Annotated in this window: 18 protein-coding genes and 1 pseudogene; 13 read left to right on the top strand and 6 right to left on the bottom strand. The window is 69.2% G+C overall.

Annotated elements, in window-relative coordinates; translation table 11 throughout:
- The 6 genes and pseudogenes from ACIBMZ_RS23640 to ACIBMZ_RS23665 form a co-directional block, all read left to right on the top strand.
- Nucleotides 1–660: IS3 family transposase (locus ACIBMZ_RS23640; protein ID WP_396697240.1), on the top strand; the 660-nt coding region annotated here is incomplete at its 5' end.
- A gap of 622 nt (nucleotides 661–1282) precedes the next feature.
- Complete coding sequence (locus ACIBMZ_RS23645; protein WP_396697242.1) at nucleotides 1283–2197, top strand: hypothetical protein; 915 nt, start codon at nucleotides 1283–1285, stop codon at nucleotides 2195–2197.
- Nucleotides 2198–2234: 37 nt separating this feature from the next.
- Complete coding sequence (locus ACIBMZ_RS23650) at nucleotides 2235–3149, top strand: TRM11 family SAM-dependent methyltransferase (RefSeq protein ID WP_396697504.1); 915 nt, start codon at nucleotides 2235–2237, stop codon at nucleotides 3147–3149.
- Nucleotides 3146–4009, top strand: coding sequence for a hypothetical protein (locus tag ACIBMZ_RS23655; RefSeq protein ID WP_396697244.1), 864 nt, complete (start codon nucleotides 3146–3148; stop codon nucleotides 4007–4009). The genes ACIBMZ_RS23650 and ACIBMZ_RS23655 overlap by 4 nt, the downstream gene beginning before the upstream one ends.
- Nucleotides 4006–4233, top strand: a pseudogene (locus tag ACIBMZ_RS23660) (DNA cytosine methyltransferase); the annotation flags it as partial. The gene ACIBMZ_RS23655 and the pseudogene ACIBMZ_RS23660, both read left to right, overlap by 4 nt.
- A gap of 137 nt (nucleotides 4234–4370) precedes the next feature.
- Nucleotides 4371–4874, top strand: a complete 504-nt coding sequence (locus ACIBMZ_RS23665; protein WP_396697532.1) for a hypothetical protein — start codon at nucleotides 4371–4373, stop codon at nucleotides 4872–4874.
- A gap of 55 nt (nucleotides 4875–4929) precedes the next feature.
- On the opposite strand, the gene ACIBMZ_RS23670 is transcribed toward ACIBMZ_RS23665, so the two are convergent.
- Complete coding sequence (locus ACIBMZ_RS23670) at nucleotides 4930–5994, bottom strand: IS110 family transposase (protein ID WP_396697246.1); 1065 nt, start codon at nucleotides 5992–5994, stop codon at nucleotides 4930–4932.
- Between the two features lie 305 nt (nucleotides 5995–6299).
- Here ACIBMZ_RS23670 and ACIBMZ_RS23675 point away from each other — a divergent pair, with 305 nt between their 5' ends.
- From ACIBMZ_RS23675 to ACIBMZ_RS23705, 7 genes are all read left to right on the top strand, one after another.
- Nucleotides 6300–6626: a DNA cytosine methyltransferase gene (locus ACIBMZ_RS23675; protein ID WP_396697248.1), complete on the top strand. Its 327-nt coding sequence runs from the start codon at nucleotides 6300–6302 to the stop codon at nucleotides 6624–6626.
- A complete protein-coding gene (locus tag ACIBMZ_RS23680) occupies nucleotides 6595–7368 on the top strand; it encodes a hypothetical protein (RefSeq protein WP_396697250.1) in 774 nt (257 codons plus the stop codon). The genes ACIBMZ_RS23675 and ACIBMZ_RS23680 overlap by 32 nt, the downstream gene beginning before the upstream one ends.
- Nucleotides 7365–8540: a DNA-methyltransferase gene (locus ACIBMZ_RS23685; RefSeq protein ID WP_396697252.1), complete on the top strand. Its 1176-nt coding sequence runs from the start codon at nucleotides 7365–7367 to the stop codon at nucleotides 8538–8540. The genes ACIBMZ_RS23680 and ACIBMZ_RS23685 overlap by 4 nt, the downstream gene beginning before the upstream one ends.
- Nucleotides 8537–8992 (top strand): XF1762 family protein, encoded by a 456-nt coding sequence (locus ACIBMZ_RS23690; protein ID WP_396697254.1) that lies wholly within the window; start codon nucleotides 8537–8539, stop codon nucleotides 8990–8992. The genes ACIBMZ_RS23685 and ACIBMZ_RS23690 overlap by 4 nt, the downstream gene beginning before the upstream one ends.
- Nucleotides 8993–9146: 154 nt before the next feature.
- Nucleotides 9147–9416 (top strand): DNA-binding protein, encoded by a 270-nt coding sequence (locus ACIBMZ_RS23695; RefSeq protein ID WP_396697256.1) that lies wholly within the window; start codon nucleotides 9147–9149, stop codon nucleotides 9414–9416.
- Nucleotides 9417–9508: 92 nt separating this feature from the next.
- Nucleotides 9509–11029, top strand: a complete 1521-nt coding sequence (locus tag ACIBMZ_RS23700) for a tyrosine-type recombinase/integrase (RefSeq protein WP_396697258.1) — start codon at nucleotides 9509–9511, stop codon at nucleotides 11027–11029.
- 217 nt (nucleotides 11030–11246) lie between these two features.
- Nucleotides 11247–11570 carry a hypothetical protein gene (locus ACIBMZ_RS23705; RefSeq protein WP_396697260.1) on the top strand — a complete coding sequence of 108 codons (324 nt, stop codon included), beginning with the start codon at nucleotides 11247–11249 and terminating at the stop codon, nucleotides 11568–11570.
- 454 nt (nucleotides 11571–12024) lie between these two features.
- Here the strand turns inward: ACIBMZ_RS23705 and ACIBMZ_RS23710 are convergent, their stop codons facing one another.
- The 5 genes from ACIBMZ_RS23710 to ACIBMZ_RS23730 form a co-directional block, all read right to left on the bottom strand.
- The gene (locus ACIBMZ_RS23710; protein WP_396697262.1) at nucleotides 12025–12438 is read right to left on the bottom strand and encodes an Imm1 family immunity protein; all 414 of its coding nucleotides are present in this window, start codon (nucleotides 12436–12438) and stop codon (nucleotides 12025–12027) included.
- On the bottom strand, nucleotides 12435–12920 hold the full coding sequence (locus tag ACIBMZ_RS23715) for a DddA-like double-stranded DNA deaminase toxin (RefSeq protein ID WP_396697506.1): 486 nt from the start codon (nucleotides 12918–12920) through the stop codon (nucleotides 12435–12437). The genes ACIBMZ_RS23710 and ACIBMZ_RS23715 overlap by 4 nt, the downstream gene beginning before the upstream one ends.
- Complete coding sequence (locus ACIBMZ_RS23720; protein WP_396697264.1) at nucleotides 12917–13444, bottom strand: DUF6244 family protein; 528 nt, start codon at nucleotides 13442–13444, stop codon at nucleotides 12917–12919. Before ACIBMZ_RS23720 ends, ACIBMZ_RS23715 begins: the two co-directional genes overlap by 4 nt.
- 374 nt (nucleotides 13445–13818) lie before the next feature.
- Nucleotides 13819–14169 (bottom strand): Lsr2 family protein, encoded by a 351-nt coding sequence (locus ACIBMZ_RS23725; protein ID WP_357219091.1) that lies wholly within the window; start codon nucleotides 14167–14169, stop codon nucleotides 13819–13821.
- A gap of 841 nt (nucleotides 14170–15010) precedes the next feature.
- Nucleotides 15011–15955, bottom strand: coding sequence for an endonuclease/exonuclease/phosphatase family protein (locus tag ACIBMZ_RS23730; RefSeq protein WP_396697266.1), 945 nt, complete (start codon nucleotides 15953–15955; stop codon nucleotides 15011–15013).
- Nucleotides 15956–15988: the final 33 nt, after the last annotated feature.

Here is a 15988-nt window from a genome sequence, read left to right on the forward strand (position 1 = left end):
AACCGCAAGGCGGTGGCCCGACTGATGCGGCTGGCCGGTATCGAGGGCGCCCACCGCCGGCGGCGCGGCAAGCCCCGCCGCAAGGCCGCGTCCACAGCCACCGCACCGGACCTGGTCCAGCGGCAGTTCACTGCCACCGCACCGAACCGGCTGTGGGTCGCCGACATCTCCTACCTACGCACCTGGGAAGGGTTCCTCTACCTCGCCGTCGTCGTCGACGCCTACTCCCGCCGGGTCGTCGGATGGGCCATGGCCGATCACCTGCGCACCGAACTGATCCTCGACGCGGTCGGCATGGCCATCCAACATCGCCGCCCCGCCCGTGACCAGCTCATCCATCACTCGGATCGGGGGGCGCAGTACACGTCGTTCGAGTTCGGGCGGACCCTGCGCTCCTGCGGCGTCCTGGCCTCGATGGGCTCGGTCGCCGACTGCTACGACAACGCCATGGCCGAGACGTTCTTCGCCACCCTCAAGACCGAACTGGTCTACACCCGCGCCTGGCCCAGCCGACACGAACTGGAAATGGAGGTCTTCTCCTACATCGAAGGCTTCTACAACCCACGCCGCCGACACAGCCGACTGGGTAACGTCAGCCCCGACACCTACGAGAAGATCCACCGAAAGTCCCTGACAGACATCGAGGTGTCCGGCCGATAGGGGTCACTTCACAGGACAGGGCGGCTGACCTGCCCTGTGACACCGTGACAGTCCCTGTGAGAGCGCCCGCGTCGCGGTGCCCGTGTCACCGCGGTCCCCTGGTCGGCGAGGTCATGGCGGCGGCGCTCACCGCGCCGGTCCTGACGGACGCCGGTGACAGCCGGGTCCGCTCACAGCGCCTCTGTCAGCGCACACCCCCTCTGCGCACCCCTGTCACCGGCGCGACCTGTGACACTCACAGGCGGCTGTCACTACGCCCGAGACCGGCGGCTGTGCCAAGGCCTGTGACAGCAGGGCCTGTGACAGCACGAGGTGTCTCACCGCGCTGGCCACCGCCGTGAGCCCCGTCGGCCACGTCGCCCACGAGCGGTCTCACCGTGGCGGCGCTGTGAGCGGGCCGGCTGGTCCCCGCATGCGGTCACGACCTCGCGGTGCCCGACGGTATGCATCGGGCGGGCGTTCGGCGTGGCGTCGACGACGGGCGCCAACCCCACCCGGGGCATGCCCGACGTCCGGTCGGCGGCTGTGAGTGCCTGCGAGCGGAGCAAGTGTTCGTCACGGCTCACAAGGCGCGGTTCGGGGGTGTCAGCGCTTCACGGCGCGGCGCGGAGCCGACATCCACATGAGCCAGCACCCGCCGCACCCTCAGACCGGCCACCAGCCGCCGGTCGACCCCACCCTCATCGACCTGATCGCCGGCGACCCGCCGGTCCCGATCACGGTCTGGCGCACGGCCCGAACCGACGCCGACGCCCACACCAGCCTGCCCACCCGTCTCGCGTACCGCCTCGTCGCCGCCTACAGCCGGCCCGGCGAGGCGGTCGTCGACCTCACCAACGACCACGCCCTCACCGCGATCTGCGCCACGGGCGGTCGCCGCCACCACCGGGCCTGGTTCACCGACAGCTCCAGCCTGATCATCGGCCCCACCACCACCGAGCCGCCCCCGGCATCGGGGACCACCCCGGTCACCGGCACGCCGATGCCGGACACCGACGGAGGCGAGGACCCGCCTGAGCTCGGCGCGTGGTTCGGCGACGACCTCACCGACCTCGACCGCCCCGGCACCGACTCCCTCACGCCGCCGGACGACGGTCGGCGGGACGCGGCGACCAGCCTGGTGGTCGCGTGCTGGCCGCTCCACACAGCGGACACCACCGCGCGGGTCCGCCTCGCCTGGCTCCTCGCGGCCTGCGCGCGGCTGCTGCGCCCCGGGGGCTGCCTCGTCCTCGTCGTCGGTGTGCCCGCCGGGACGCAGCCCACGCCGGAGGACTTCGGTCCGCTGGTGGCCGCCGCGGCCGCCGCCGGCCTCGGCTACCTGCAGCACATCGTCGCGGTCGAGGCCGACACCGACGGCGACCAGTTCGTCTACCACGTCACCGACGAGGAACTGCTCACCCTCGCCCACGACACCGCGCGGTGGCAGGTCGCGCACCTGCGGGTCCACGCCGACCTGCTCGTCTTCACCCCCCACCCCGACCGTGCCGCCGAACCGCGATCCCGGCGAGCCCGCGTTGGAGGTGACGGCCGTGCCTGACACCACCACGCCGCCCTCCAGCCAGCACGACCCCGTCGTGGGCGGGAACGACTACGGCGGGCACCGCGAGTACGAGGGACGCCACCGCGCCGACCCGGACGGCCTGTCGGTCTGGGTCACCGCCCAGGCCACCGGCCCCGTTCAACGACGCGGCCGGTACGTGCCGGAGTCGGTCAAGCACCCGGCCCGGATGCTGCCCGCGATCGCCGCCCACGCCGTCGACGCCTACACCCGACCCGGCGACCTGGTCCTGGACCCCATGTGCGGCATCGGCACCACCCTCGTCGAAGCCGTCCACGCCGGCCGCGACGCCTTCGGCATCGAGTACGAGCCGCGCTGGTCGAACATCGCCGACGCCAACATCCGCCACGCCCACGACCACGGCGCCACCGGACGGGCCTCGGTCATCCGCGGCGACGCCACCCGCCTCACCGCCCTCGTCCCGGCCGCGCTGACCGGGCAGGTGGCGCTCGTGGTCACCTCCCCGCCCTACGGACCGACCGTGCACGGCCTCGTGCGGCCCGGCGAGCACGGGGTCGTCAAGTACGACGACCGGTACAACGACGGCCACGACCGCGGCAACCTCGCCTACCGCGACCTGACCGGCCTCGCCGACGGATTCACCCGCATCCTGGCCGGCTGCCACACCCTGCTCCGCCCCGGCGGGGTCGTCGTGGTGACCGCCCGACCCTGGCGTAAACGCGGCGAGCTGGTCGACCTGCCCAGCGCCGTCATCGCCGCCGGTATCCGCGCCGGGCTCGTCCCGACCGAACGGTGCGTCGCCCTGCTCGCCGCCGTCCGCGACGGGCACCTCGTCGCCCGACCGTCGTTCTTCCAACTCCAACAGGTCCGCAGGGCCAGGGCCGGCGGAACACCGATGCACCTCATCGCCCACGAAGACGTCCTGATCTTCACCAAGGCCGCCGAGGACGGGACCGGGGTGGTGCAGTGACCGCACCCGCCTACCGTTTCCTGTCCCTCGGCGCCGGGGTACAGAGCACCACGCTCCTGCTGCTGGCCGTCCACGGGACGATTCCCCGATTCGACGCGGCGATCTTCGCCGACACCCGGTGGGAACCACGATCGGTCTACCGGCACCTGCACCGCCTGAGCAGCATCGCCGCCCAGGCAGGCATCGACGTCGTACGCGTCGGCACCGGCGACATCCGCGCCGACGCCCTCGACCCCGCACACCGGTTCGCGAGCATGCCCCTGTTCACGCTCGGCCGCAACGGCGAGCGGGGAATGGCCCGACGGCAGTGCACCTCCGAATACAAGATCAAACCGATCAAGGCAGAAGTGCGGCGCCGTCTCGGTCATCCCCATCCCCGACGGGTGCCCGCCGGAGTCGTCGCCGAGATGGCCATCGGTATCTCGGTCGACGAGGTCCACCGCGCCCGCGACGCCGACGTCGGCTACATGCGTAACGTCTTCCCGCTGCTCGACCTGGGCTGGCGACGAACCGACTGCCTGCGTTTCCTGGCCCGGCACGGTCTCGCCGACACCCCGAAGTCGTCGTGTGTGGGGTGCCCGTTTCACGACGACGCCTTCTGGTTCGCGCTGCGTGAGCACAGCCCGCAGGAGTGGGCCGACGCGGTCGCCTTCGACCACGCCATCCGCGACGGCTCCGCCCGGGCCAACGCGGACGGGCATCCGCTGCGCGGGCAGTTCTTCCTGCACCGGCAGCGGGTGCCGCTCGACCAGGTAATCCTGCGCCCACGCACCCGGCCAGGGGACACGCCGGGCTGCGGGCCGTGGACCTGCCCCCACGACGCGACGACGACCGGCCACGGGCTCGGGGAGGTGGCGTGAGCGGTGCGCAGACCACCTCCCCACGAATCGGATCCCTGTGCAGCGGGTACGGCGGGCTCGACCTGGCCGTCGAGCTGGTGCTCGGCGGCCAGCTCGCCTGGTACGCCGAGACCGACCGGCACGCCGCCACCGTCCTGGCCCATCACTGGCCCGAGGTCGCCAACCTCGGCGACATCCGCACCGTCGACTGGACCCGGGTCGAGGCGGTCGACATCCTCACCGCCGGATTCCCGTGCCTCAATGTCAAGTTCGAGCGCCTCAATGTCAAGTTCGAGCGCCGCGATGTCGGCCGAGGGCGCCTTCCGACATCAAGGGTGCTCGGCACGTTCGTGTCTCGATGCACTTCGTTAGCCTGGTGGCTATGGATTTGCGTGCGTCGGCGATCGGTAGCCTACAATCCGCAGGCTGGCTGTTCTCCCCGGCGCCTGCGGGAGCATGGCTCGCCCCTGCCGCACTCGGACGAGCACACAGCTCCGTCGCTTCATGGGTCTCGTCCTTCTCTCGGCTGTCGAGCGCTGACGAAGCAACGTGGTTTCTCTCCACAGACGACTACGCAGGCACGACGACAGACGAATTCGCGTGGAATGAGTTCGAGACGATCAGTCTGGATGCAGCGTCGACCGATGAAGAGCGAGCCGCGGTCGCCGACTTCTGGACCGAACATTTCCCGATCCTGCTGTCGGCCCGAGGGCACTACGGCTATCTTGCCGTCCGACGAGATGGCGCAATCGTGCACGGCGAAGAGCCTGAGTTCGAGCAGACCAGAGTTGTCGCTTCGGACCTCGACAAGCTACTCGAGGTGATCAGTTTCCGCCCGACGCCCGGTGACGGACGGATCGAGTCGCTGATGTTCGACGTCGTCTAGAGACGCTGCCGTCCACCGAGCTGCGGCCAAGCCCGCGTCGGGACGTCCAGATGATTCAGGCAGCAAGGCCAGCGACTGGCCTGATCGCTGTTGTGGCTGCGTCACGATTCCGTAGCAGGGTGAACACTCGCCTGGCAAGGTGGCGCTTGAGTGCGCGGATCGCCTCGGTGTTCGGGTTACCGAGCGTTCGACGGGCGGCGAGGTAGTCCTGCGCGGGTGGGTGCATGCGCTTCTGAGTGATCGCGATCCGGTGGATCGCGGCGTTCATTCGCCGGTTGCCACCTCTGTTGAGCCTGACGCGTTGGCTGTTTCCCGAGGACGCCGGTATCGGAGCGCAGCCGGTGAACATCGCGAACGCTGCCGCTGACTTGAACCTCGCGGGGTCACCCGTCTCAGCAACGATCCGCGCCGCCGACATCGGCCCGCAACCCGGCAGCTCCAGCAGTTGCGGGGCCTCAACCTTGACCCGTTCTTCCAGTTCACGTTCCAGGCGTCCGGCGCGGTCGCCGAGATCCTTGATCCGCTCTATCAGGTCCAGACAGATCGAGACCGCGACACTACCCTCGCGCTCCCGCAGGAACGCGGTCACGAGCGCGTTCCACTTCGGCCGGTGCAGTTTGCGGGCCGGGATCGTCGCGGCGAAGTCCGGGTCGATGTCGTGCAGATGCCACCGCAGCCGGCAGCACATCCGCACCATCTCACCCACCAGGTCCTCGCGGTGATCAAGGAGCATCTTGATCTCCCGCACATCCGTCTCGGGCACCGCAACCGGTAGGTCCTCAGCCAACGCGGCGCGGGCGCAGGCGAGGGCGTCGATCGGGTCGGACTTCCCAACCGCACGCACCCGACGCCGGTGGTCGGCGCTCATATGCGTCGGCACCCACACGACATGCTCGTCTTCGGCGAGTAAGAACCGCACCAGCCCGCCGGCGACATGACGCACGTCCTCCACCGCCCAGCGGTGAGGTCCTAGCTTCCTCGACCAGACCAGCAGCGCCCGGTATCCGCGCGGCCTCGCAATCGCATCCTTCACGTCGAGCTGCCGGCCGTTGCCATCCACGGCGACAGCGACCAGAACATCCTTGTGTGGATCGAGCCCGATCACGACCTTCGCATCCATCTCCGTTCTCCTCTCGAATCAGGGGTCGACCGGCGGACATGCCTCAATCAAGAACCCCAGTGCGGGGTGTCACGCTTCAATGAAGTCACACCGGCCCTCAGCGAAGCGGCGACGGGCGACATGACAAGACCACGTCAACCACGAAAGCGACCTGAGGGAAGGAGCCAACCCGCCACCGCGCCTCCCATTCTCGAAGAACACACGGGTCGCTCCCTGTCATCGGTTGTCGTCGCGGTGACAGCACGGAAACGAGTCAGCCCACCGCCGCCTCACCGGCCACCGTCAACGAAGACGGCACCACCACAATGACATTGGAGCGACAGGACATCAGCAACGCCGGCCGACGCGCCGGCATCACCGGCGCACACTCCAGCGTCTGGAACCACGTCGCCGACGCCGTTCGCGTCCTTCGACCTCGGCTGCTGTTCGTGGAGAACGTCGCCGCCCTCCTGCGGCGAGGACTCGACGTCGTCCACCGTGACCTGGCCACGATCGGGTACGACACGAGCTGGCTATGCCTACGCGCATCCGACGTCGGTGCCGCCCACCGACGCGACCGGCTGTTCCTGCTGGCCGCTCCCGCCCCACCGCGGGGAGGAGGTGCCGACGTTGCCGACACCCTGTGCCCGTGACGGTAAGGGCCCCGGCCACCCCTACGGTCTGCCGGACCTGGTGGAGCCGACCGGCACCCGCCACGGCCTGCTACCGACACCGAGCGCGGTCGGCTACGGGTCGAACATGTCCCCATCGGCGGGGGCGGCCCGCCGGCCGTCCCTGTCCGGCGTCGCCTCGAAGCTGCTGCCGACGCCGCGGGCCAGCGACACCGGCACTCCCGGCCGGCGGGCCGGCACCGGGTGGCGGCCACCGTTGTCGCAGGTGCTGCTGCCCACACCCAGGGCGACCGACGGCGTCAAGGGCTGCCCTGGGCAACGCGGGTCGCACGGTGACCTCACTCTGCCCTCGGCGGCCGTGCGGGTTCCGGTCCGGACGCTGCCCACGCCGCGTGCCTCCGACGCGCACGGGCCCGGCAGGCACGGTGACGGTGGAGCGGACCTACGCACCACCGTGGCCGGGCTGGGCCGGCCCGACGCCGACCGGTGGGGTGTGTACGCCGCGGCGGTGGCCCGATGGGAGCTGCTGCTCGGCCGCCCGGCGCCCGCGCCGACCCAACCGGGACGGCACGGCAAACCGGTCCTCGCGCCGCCGTTCGTGGAATGGCTGATGGGCCTGGACATCGGCCACGTGACCGACCCGACGCTCGCGGTGCCGCGCACCGCCGCGCTGCGGGTCCTCGGCAACGGCGTAGTCCCCCAACAGGCGGCCGTCGCGTTGCGACTGCTGCTGTGCCCACACCGGTGGGCGGTACCGACATGACCGATCCCAGGACTCTGGACGACTACCGGTATCGGCGCGTCGGCCCGGTCGCGCTGTATCTCGGAGACGCCCGCCAGGTGCTCGCCGCGATGCCCGAGGCCAGCGTCGACTGCGTCGTCACCAGCCCGCCGTTCTGGGGGTTGCGCGACTACGGCACCGGCGCCTGGAGCGGCGGTGACCCGGCCTGCCAGCACCCGCTCGGCCGGACCCGCCGCACCGACGGCATCACCTGCCCGGCCTGCCGCGCCCGGTGGGTCGACCCGCAGTACGGACTCGAAGCCACCCTGGACGACTACCTCGACAACCTCGTCGCGGTCTTCGAGCAGGCCAAACGAGTCCTCACACCGACAGGGACCTGTTGGGTCAACCTCGGCGACTGCTACAGCAGCGCCGCAGGCGGCGCACCGAAGGGAGGCCGGCCGCAACCCGGCGGGTTGCGACCCGCCAGGCCGCGCGTCCAGGACATGCTCCCTCCGAAGAATCTGGTCGGGGTGCCCTGGCGGGTCGCTTTCGCCCTGCAGTCGCGCGGGTGGTGGCTGCGCAACGCGGTCATCTGGGCCAAGAGCAACCCGATGCCCGAGTCCGTCCGCGACCGCCTGTCCGCCAGCTACGAACTGTTGTTCCTGCTCACCAGATCCCACTCCTACTACTTCGACCTCGACCCGATCCGGATCCCGCTTGCCAGACCGCAGGCCGCTGACGGGACCCGGATCATCGGCGGGTCCCGCAAGGGCCGCACCGGCGGGATCGGGGCGACCGCACGCCGTCGCGGTACCACCGCCTACGGCGCCGGTAAGTACGGCGCGGAGGAGGTCGGGGTCGAGCCTCGGGCCGGGCGGGGAAACCTCGTTCCGCTCGGCCACGCCCACACCGCCGCCCATCCGAAGGGACGCAACCCAGGCGACGTGTGGCGGATCGCGACCCGCCCCTACCGGGGATCGCATGTGGCGCCGTTCCCGATCGACCTACCGCTGCGAGCGATCGCGGCCGGCTGCCCGCCCGGCGGTGTGGTCCTGGACCCGTTCTCCGGCGCCGGCACCACCGGTCTCGCCGCACTGCACCTCGGCCGCCGGTACCTGGGCGTCGACATCAGCCCCGCGTTCCACGACGAGGCGCTGCACCGACTCGCCCCGCATCTGCCTGGAGACACGTCGAGCGAGGACGGCGGGTGAGCCGCCTACGAACCGTGCCGGTCTCCTTCGCCCAAGCCTGCAGATTCGTCGAGGACTGGCATCGGCATCACCGGCCGCCGCGTGGCCACAAGTTCAGCATCGGGGCCGCCGACCAGGACGGCGTCCTGGTCGGCGTCGCCGTCGTCGGGCGTCCGGTGGCACGGATGCTCGACGACGGCCAGACGCTTGAGGTGACCAGGGTCGCCACCGACGGCACCCGCAACGCGAACTCGCTGCTGTACGCCGCAGCGTGGCGGGCGGCCCGAGCACTCGGCTACCGCCGCCTGATCACCTACACGCAGGACGGCGAGTCCGGAGCCAGCCTGCGGGCCGCCGGATGGCGCGTCCTCGCCACTCGCCCATCGGCACCGGGCTGGTCCCGACCGAGCCGACCTCGCACCGATCACGGCACCGCCCACATCGGCCGCCAACGGTGGCACGCCCCCGACTAGCGACCCGCCTCCACTCGTCCGTGCGGGAGGCGTCGCACGGACGGCGCCGACGACGTCGATTCCGCAGCAGCCCCACGAACCCCTCGGGGCCGCCCCCGTGCACGGGGGCGGCCCCGCGCCATTCCGATTCCCCACCGCCGTTCAAGGAGTAGTGATGTCATCCGACCGACCCTCGACCTCGACAGCGGCGTCGGGCAGTGGCGCGTGGAGCCTCGATAAGGTCCGCGCGCTCGGCACGACCACCGACGTCGCCACCGCGGGCGCCATCTTCGGTCTTTCGCGGTCCAGCTCCTACCAACTGGCCCGGTCCAACAGGCTGCCGATACCGGTCATGAAGATCGGCTCCCGCTACCGGGTGTCCGTGCCGGCCATCATCGCCGTCCTCACCGCCACCGACCTCGACCGCCCACCGCAGGTGACTTGACCCGTCCCCGCGACCGAGCGTTGATCACCATCCAACGACACCCGACAATCCGATGCCCGCCCGGGCGTCGGCACGAAGGAGACCTTGTTCCGATGGCCGATGGATCCATCACCAAACGCTGCGGCTGCCGCCACAACGGCAAGCGCCTCGGCGTGAAGTGCCCCAAGCTGCGCCGCGGCAACGGATGGAACCCCCACCACGGCATGTGGGCGTACCAACTCGAACTCCCACCCGACGCCACCGGGGCCAGACGGCAGTTACGGCGGGCCGGGTTCGACAGCCGCAACGCCGCCGCCACCGAACGCGACCGCGCGCAGGCGCTGCTCGACCTCGGCGGCACCGACAGACTCCTGCGCCGCCACGTCGCCGACCTGCTGCACCGTCTCCGGCACGGTGAACCGCTTCCCGACCGCGACACCCTCGCCCGCGACCTCCACACCACCCCAGCAAGCGGCGATGCGGGCGCGCCCACCGCCGGTACGCCGTTGACCCTCGGCGTCTACCTCACCACCTGGATCACCGACGTCACCGGCCTCGCACCGGCCACCCTGCGCAGCTACCGCGACCACCTCAACAAGTACTGGATCCCCAAGCTCGGCGACGTACCGCTGCACACCCTCACCGCCGGGCACATCCAGTCGGTGTTCGCCGGCATCGAGGCCCGCAACGCCGAGATCCTCACCGCCCGCCAAAGCACGCTGCAGTCTGTGCGGGACAGCGTCAAGGGGGTGCGGACGGTCGGACCGGCGAGCATGCACCGCATCCTGGCCACCCTCCGCAAGGCACTCAACGACGCCCGTCGCCTCTACCGGCACAGGCTCGTCGACCACAACCCGGCAGAGTCGGTGATCCTGCGCTCCGGTGCCCCACCCAAGCCGCGACTCTGGACCGCCTCCGCGGTGAACCGGTGGCGTCACACCGGCCGACGTCCCAGCCCGGTGATGGTGTGGACCCCACAGCAGGTCGGCGAGTTCCTCGACTACGTCGACGCCCACGACCTCGAACTGTCCGCCCTGTTCGACCTCGCCGTACATCGCGGACCTCGCCGCGGTGAACTCGCCGGGCTCCACGACTACGACGTCGACCTGACCGCCAACGAGTTGACCATCGTCGACCAACGCACCAGCGTCGGCTACAAGGTCATCGAGAAGGCGGTGAAGTCCGCCGCCGGTGACCGGGTGGTGCCGCTGGCCAAGGACACGGTGGCGGGGCTACACGAGTACCTCACCCGGCGCGCCGCTTGGAAACTCTCCGCCGGAGAGCGGTGGCATCACAGCGACGTCTTCTTCGTCCGCCGCGACGGACGCCCATGGCACCCCGAACTGATCACCACCCGCTTCGACCGGCACGTCACCAACGCCGGACTCCCACCCATCCGGTTCCACGACCTGCGACACACCGCCGCCACCCTGATGCTCGCCGCCGGAGCCGGCATCAAGGAGATCCAAGACACCCTCGGACACGCCAGCTACAAACTGACCGCCGACACCTACACCAGCGTCCTCCAGGAACTCAAACACTCCACCGCCGAAGCCACCACCAAACTCATCCCCCGCCGACGCAACCGCGTCGGCGACCGCGAGGCGGAGGGCGGACACCGTACCGCCGCATGACGCGGTCAGCGACAGCGCCGTCCGCTGCTGAAACCCACTCACCGAGATCCCCGACGGATAGCGGGGCGCTCGCCGCTTGTGGGCGGTGCACGTGACGGGTCAGACGGAGTCCGCGTGGCATCTGCCGACATCCTCGTGCGGACGGTGGATGATCCACGCGGGCCCCGGCTGGTGTACTGGCAGCGCCGAGTTCAAGCCGTCGCCGAGGAGGGCGAGAATGGCGGTCCACACCTCGCGTCGGCTATTGACGATTTCGTTGACTGGTTTATCCGGCTTGTCAGCATTAGCGACCATCGGAGCGCTGGAAGAGTTCAGCGAGGTGCGGGGGCAGGCACTGCCCCATCGTTTCGACGAAGTCTTGCTGGTGTGGTTGTTGATGGTCAGTGTGCTAGCCGCAGGGGCGACGGTCGCTTACAGCCACGGACGACACCGCGCGACCCAGTGGATCCTGTTGGCCACCGGCTTGATGGGACTCATTCCTGCCGTCCTGCCCGGAGTCTTTGCTCTGGTCGCGCGCGCACTCGTGAAGCGAGAGGGATGACTGTCGACCACGCTGGGAGCCTCCACCTCCACAAGATCGCGGATCTTGCAGACGTGACTCGACGGCCTCGACGAGGTTCGGCCGCCACCGATCGCGGGTGGACGTGGCCGTCCACTTCACAGACAGCGAGGGTGGTCTTCTGATGCGGAACCGACGAAGGCTGATCGGCTGCGGCTTTCTGATTCTCGCGCTCCTCTGGTTTACAGGATCGGCTTTGGCTCTCACTCGTGGTGACGACTGGTATTCGCTGATCTCCGGCTCGCTACAGTTCCTTGCAGGAGCGGCAACCACATTCGCAGGAGTTCGCGAATTCCGAAGAACGGAGGCGTGAAGGTGCCCGAAGGGCGCCAAATCCCTGGATCCGAAAGACAGGAGACGGTCGGTCTCCCGGCCGGCGTCAGCGGACTGCCCTCAGTGCCCCTGCCGCCAGCCACCCCACCCGATCTCGCCGCGGCTACTCAGGACAGGGCAGGTGTGGTGGTGTTCCGCCGGTCTTGAGGAAGGTGCCTGCTACCTGTATGGCCGTGTCTGGTCGCAGCCGGAGATGCTCGGTGGGGTACTCGGTGGGTACCCCACCGAGGTCGTATCGGAGTTCCTGGTCAGGTGGCAGCACTGTGGGGTCGTTGAGGTAGCCGCCGTCGTCGGCGATGTAGACCACGAAGGCGTGGGTGCGGTGGCCGAGGCCGATCTGCAGGCCGGGTGGCAGGTCGTCGGGGTCGTCGGTGATGTCGCTGAAGATCGTGACGACGACAGGCTCACCGGCTTGGTGGATCTCGCGTAGGAGTGCTTCCAGGGCATCGGCGTCGGTCAGGTCGGTTTCGTGGTTGTCGCGGTGGTCGCCCCGGTCGTAGGTCCAGGTCACCTTCATGCGATCGCCTTTCCGTTGCCGGTGTAGGTGCGCCAGTGGCGTACCTGCCCGTCATCGTCGCGTACGTACACGTCCATCTGCGCGCCGGCTGGCAGTAGCCGGGAGAGGATCTTCTCGCAGCCGTAGGGGGTGTAGTCACAGGGCGGGTTGTTCGTCACCACGGCCGCCCGGGCGAGGTGGTCGCGGCGCATCCGGGCCGCGAGCTTGGCCTCCAGATGATCGGTCGTGGTAGCGATGAGCTGATACGCCGGTTTGAGGTCGACGGCGGCAGCCGGGTCACGGCCAGACTTCATGGCTATCCGCTGCCCATTGATCAGCGCCACACCGGAGGTCGGATCCTTCGCCTGCCGCCGAGGCAGGTCCCGGGCGGCGTCCGTCAGCCACTCGGGCAGCCGCGCGGATGGGGCATCTTCGGTCGCACTCGTGGCGGCGTCTTGTGGGGTGGGCGGTGGGCTGAGGTCGCTACCACCGCCCGTGGTCAGTTTCCCAGCTCACCGACCTGCCGAGCCTGCGCCAGCGCCGCGTCGACCCGGCCTTGGGCCTCAGTCCTGCGAGTACGGACGGCAGCCAGGACCTGCATCACCTGCTGCAGACGCGCCAGCGTCGGACCGGGCTGACCGCCCTGCAGCGCCGCCATGGTGAGCCGCCGCGCCTCGTCGACCGCGGATGCCGCAGCGGCCACGCTGCCATCCACCGTATTCAACGCCGCGACCACTGGGGTGAGCGCGGCGATGGTCTCCTGTGGCGACGGTTGTTGCGCCACGGAACCTACGGACCGCGATGCCTCACTCAGGACGCCCGATGCCTCGTTCAACCGGGATCGGGCTTGCCCGAGCACCTCTCGTACCCGCCCGAGGCCGGCCGTGATACCGATGAAGCCAGAGGCCACCGCGCGAGCGGCGATCTGCTCAATGGCGCGGTCGACCGCCGCGGTCTCCTGCTGGGACCGGTCTACACCTGCGGTCATCGCCTGCAAGTCGGCGCCGATGGTGTCGGTCAGTGGCATCGCCTCATCACCCCGCTCGAACGCCTCGTGCCTACCACCCGACGGTGGCAGCCTAGAGACGCCCGCCGACGGAACACAACGTCCGGGAAGCGAAGCCGCCAGCGGTGTCCTCTTCCGGCTGCTTCTTGAAGGATGATCCCGGCGTGCGTGACTACTACGTTCACGCCTACAAGCTGGCAACGCGGGACATCCGCACGTGGCACACGTCATCCATGAACGCGACGCCGACCGACGCCGCGACATCGAACGTCGCCCAGTGAATCTTGTGTGGGCATAACTAGCGTGGTGGCCCAGGTGTGGCGCAGGTCGACGCCGCTGTCACGGGACCACGACTACGGTGCGGCGAGGTGCGCGCAGGGTCGGCGTGTGTGCCTTTACCTGCCGGCCTTCGCGTGGTAATCGTCGACGATTTCCTGCGGGATTCGTCCTCGATCGGAGATGTCCTTGCCGGCCTTCTTGGCCCATGCCCGGATCGCTTTGTTCTGCTCGCGGTCGGTGCTGGCCGTGCCGTGGCCGCGAGCAGCGCGGCCACCGACTACCACTCCGCCTCGGCCGACCTTCGTGCCATGGGCGACATAGGGAGCGAACAGTTCGCGCAGCTTGCCGGCGTTGCTGCTCGACAGGTCAATCTCGTACTGCACGCCATCGAGAGCGAACTTGATGGTCTCCTCGGCGTCTCCGCCGTCCAGATCATCGATCAGCTTCTGAATTATCTGCTTCGCCACGGTACGCGCATTCCTCTCGAGCAGGGTGATCCTACGAACGTAGGGACACGATATCCCGAGTGACGCTTGCCGCGTCAACCAGATGGACTCGGCTGGACTCGTATTGACCGGTCGAGCCTTCCGGAAACTACTCCTTAACCTGCCAAGCACTCTGGCTTCCAGTAAGTGAATGGTGACCCCACGTCAGCCTGGCAGGCGATGTCCGGGAGGGGGTGACCTGCATTCGACTGGCGGACGACTCCGTCGATCAGCGGCGCGGCCATCCGCGCCCAGTCGCGGTCCAGCGCCTTCTTGGAGGCACAGCGCGGCTCGCGGGTGCCAACGACCGAGGGAGAGCACGAGGTTCGGCGACGACGGGGGCCGCGATGGGTGTGGCACGCCGGCCGAGCGTGAGTGGTGTCGGTAGACGCTGCCGAGATGCGACCAACACGTGAGGAGGTGACTCGCCGCAGGCGGTTGATGCCTTAGCGCGCGACGACGCCTATCATTAATCGCACTGGCCTCTATCAATCTTCGCGGGGCCTTGAAGCGCGTTCCCTTCTACGAGACGAACATTAAACTCCTCTGAGGAGTTGCCATCACCGTAGGCGTCAATGAAGTCCGCCGGTGTCCGGCAAACAACCCACAGTCAGGGTTGCGTCATCGCGTTACCGGCGTGCCGACGTGGGGAGATCCGGTGCCACCGCACGCAGGGCGGTGGCGGTCACCACGTAAGTGACCGCGCCTGCGATCAGCGAGATCGGCGTGTGGAAGAGCACGAGGGCTGCGATCAGACGCGCCACACGGATCAGATGGACAGCCGCTGATTCCGATTCCGCTGGTGCCGAGATCCCCATCATCGTCAACCGCCCTTGCCGGACGGTGCTGTCGGGAATGTCAGGGTGGCGGTGATGAGGCGGTGGTCGGACGGGTGTGGGTGGGTGTGGGGTAGGTGGACGTGGTAGCTGTCGGGGATGACGTGCGGGAGCATGGCGGTGTTGGCGAGGAGCCAGTCGATGAGCAGGCCGCCGCCGACGTGGTCTTTGTCGTTGACGGTGGGCAGCAGCTTGGTGTGCGGGTTGGTTTGCCAGGCGAGGTCGGCGAGGGCGTGGAAGCCGCATCCGTCGTCGCGGTGTCGGGTGTGGGGGTTCCAGCGGCCGATGAGGTGGTCGACGGCGTCGGTGTCGGCGGTCCAGGTGCCGTCGGGTAGGTGTCGGCCTTTCTGGGCGCGGGTGCGGTAGTCGGCGGCGGTCCAGTCTCGTTGGGGGAGGTGGTCGCCGCTGGCGGTGGAGTTGAGGTCCCCGCCGATGATGACGGGTCGGCGGGTGGTGCCGTAGCGGTCGAGGAGTGCGGCTTGTTGGCGGCGGCGGATGCCGCAGTGGGGTGTCCAGTGGGTGATGGCCGCGGCGAACTCGGCGCGGTCGGTGTCGACGTCGGCGGTGTCGGTGACGGCGAAGACCGCGATGTTGCGTTTGTCGGGGAACAGGTGCGGGTCGCCGGCGGTGGGCCAGCTTCGGAGGGTCAGCACGGTGGGGTCGTAGATGATCGCCGACGGCATGGGGCTGTCGGGGTCGTGTCCGAGCAGTCCGACGTAGCGGGTGTGGAACCGGTCGGCGAGCAGCTCGGCCGCCTGGTGCAAGGGTCGGCTCCCGTTTTCCCTCCAGTACTTCGCCTCATTGAGCAGCAGCAACGCGGGGGCGTGTTCGACGGTATGGAACGCGTCGATGAGCAGTCGCAGGTCCCGTCCCTGACCGGGTCGTAGGCCGCCGGCTTCGAAGTTGAGGAGGGCGATCTCCAGGCGGGTCATAGCTACTCCAACGTGGCGTGCGGGGTGTTACAG

The organism is Micromonospora sp. NPDC049900 (genome assembly GCF_044461025.1).
In the GTDB taxonomy this organism is placed as follows: Bacteria; Actinomycetota; Actinomycetes; order Mycobacteriales; family Micromonosporaceae; genus Micromonospora.